The organism is Streptomyces sp. NRRL S-495 (genome assembly GCF_000966955.1).
GTDB classification, from domain to species: domain Bacteria; phylum Actinomycetota; class Actinomycetes; order Streptomycetales; family Streptomycetaceae; genus Kitasatospora; species Kitasatospora purpeofusca.
Window position 1 is genome coordinate 1 of sequence record NZ_JZWY01001308.1, and the last position, 1258, is coordinate 1258.

1 protein-coding gene is annotated in these 1258 nt (G+C 76.4%); it reads right to left on the minus strand.

Going from position 1 to position 1258, the window contains the following annotated elements; genetic code table 11:
* Positions 1 to 1258, minus strand: a 1258-nt coding sequence (locus VR45_RS41375) for a polyketide synthase dehydratase domain-containing protein (RefSeq protein WP_045945143.1), incomplete at both ends; no start/stop codon positions are given.

The following is a 1258-nucleotide window of genomic DNA, read 5'->3' on the forward strand; positions in this document are numbered from 1 at the left end:
GCCTCCGACTCGTCGACCGCCACCGCGAGACGCGTCAGCACGACGAGCGGGTCGCCCTCACCGGTGTCCTGCGCCAGCCAGGACTGGAGGGCCGACAAGGTCTCCGTCACGTCCCCGTCGACCGGCAGCACCTCGCCCAGCGGTACCGAAGCGCCCGCGAGGGCCACCTCCGGCCAGTCGAGCCCGAAGAGCGTGTCCCGGTCGACGCCGCCCGCCGGGGCCAGCTGCTCGGCGGAGACCAGCCGGGCCCGGAGCGCCTCCACCGAGGCGACCGGTGCGCCGGTGGCGTCCGCGACGTCGACGGCCAGCACCTCCGGCTCGGTGTACCGGAGCCGGACCCGCAGCGCGCTCGCCCCGGCGGCGTGCAGTCGCACCCCGCTGTAGGCGAACGGCAGCCGGCTCACCCCGGGCGGGCTGTCGACCAGCCGCTGGTGCACGGTGAGGTGAACGGCCGCGTCCAGCAGCGCGGGGTGCAGGCCGAACCGCGCGGCCTCCCCGGCCGTTCCCTCGGGCAGCGCGACCTCGGCGAAGAAGGTGTCGCCGTCCCGCCAGGCGGCCCGCAGCCCCCGGAAGGCGGGCCCGTAGGCAAGGCCCCCAGCGGCGAGCTCCTCGTAGAGGTGCTCGATGTCCAGCGCCTGCGCACCCGCCGGCGGCCACTGCTCCAGGCTCACCACCGGGCCGGCGGCGGGAGCGCCCAGCAGGGTGCCGCTCGCGTGCCTGGTCCAGGTGTCGTCGAAGGTCGCCGGGAACGCCGGACCCGTGGCGGGCCGCGAGTGGACGGCCACCCGGCGCGCGCCGGCCTCGTCCGGCGCGCCGACGGTCACCCGCAGGTGCAGCGCACCCTGCTCGGGCAGCACGAACGGCGCCTCGATCACCAGCTCGTCCAGGGCGCTCGCGCCGACCTCGTCGCCGGCCCGGATCACCGATTCCAGCAGGGCGGTGCCCGGGACGATCACGGTCCCCTGCACGGCGTGGTCGGCGAGCCATGGGTGGGTGGCGAGGGAGAGACTGCCGGTGAGCAGCACGCCCTCACCGTCGGGCAGGGCGACCACCGCGCCGAGCAGCGGGTGACCGGTGGGCGTCAGTCCGAGGCCCTCGGGGTCACCGCTCCGGGCGGCGGGCTCCAGCCAGTAGCGGCGGCGTTGGAACGGATAGGTCGGCAGCACGACGGACGGACGGGCGTTGCCCAGCAGGGCGGTCCAGTCGACCTGGTGGCCCTGGACGTGGATCCGGGCGAGCGCCGTCAGCGCCGTCCGCT